Raw genomic sequence first — 1105 nt, forward strand, 5'->3', positions numbered from 1 at the left:
TTTAGGATTTGCATACTTATTTTCTTCGCACCCTTTCCATTTTAGTAAAGTTGATCTCAGTTAATGAAAGTAGCCCAATAACCAAATTGAACAATAAATCCCAAGAAGTAGGGATGCAGGATATTTTCCTGAACGCTAATTTCGCCGCTCAACTTTTAATCAATCTTAATAAGAATAAACAATGAAATTACTATTACTTTTCTTTATACTTCTTTGCTCTCTGATGTCTTTTTCGCAGGGAAAACTTAAGGGGACTGTTACTACTGCAGACAACCAACCTGTTACCGGTGCCACAGTGCACATTGAAGCCTTGCAGTCGGGAACATTAACACAATCAGACGGTACATACGAACTTTCCCGCCTGAAGCCAGGAATATGGAAAGTATCTTTTCGAATGTTAGGGATGCAAACGATTACTCATCAGGTTCAGATAAAATCAGGAACGACTAGCGAATTAAATGTGGTGCTGAAAGATGAGTTTAGTAAACTTGATGAGATTGTTGTGTCGGCAAGCCGCAACTCTGAGTATATCTCAGAAATCCCTGCATCGGTTACCGTCATCAACGTAAAACAGATAGGGGATTTTACCAAGTCAACATCGAACATCAATGAAATTCTGCAATTCAGCGTTCCCGGCCTTGCCCTTGGCAGCGGAACATTCTCGAACTGGGGACAAACGATGCGTGGCCGTTCTCTGTTAGTGATGGTCGATGGTATTCCCCAGTCTACTCCGCTCCGGAATGGTTCGCTTGGGATCAAATCAGTTAATCCAAACGACATCAGTCGGGTTGAAGTGATAAAAGGTGCCACCTCTATATTCGGGAATGGAGGAGATGGAGGTTTTATCAATTATATAACCAAAAACGGTGCTTCAGAGAAAGCCATCGAAGGAAACACAAATTTATGGGGAACCAGTAACTTGGCAAAGACAAAAGATGCCCAGGGGTGGGGGATCTATCAATCACTGAAAGGCCGGGGTAATAAACTTTCGTATTACCTCAGTGGCAGTTTTGAACAAACCGGCAACCAATACGATGCTGACGGAGTTCCTGTGCTTCCAACTTACGGCATGGATAACACAGATATCTACAGCACCTTTGCAAAG

General features: G+C 42.5%; 1 protein-coding gene. It reads left to right on the forward strand.

Going from position 1 to position 1105, the window contains the following annotated elements:
• Positions 1 to 181 precede the first annotated feature (181 nt).
• A partial coding sequence (locus D1614_RS23620; RefSeq protein ID WP_155523348.1) for a TonB-dependent receptor occupies positions 182 to 1105 on the forward strand: 924 nt, incomplete at its 3' end.

Source organism: Maribellus luteus (assembly GCF_003576475.1).
GTDB lineage: Bacteria > Bacteroidota > Bacteroidia > Bacteroidales > Prolixibacteraceae > Draconibacterium > Draconibacterium luteum.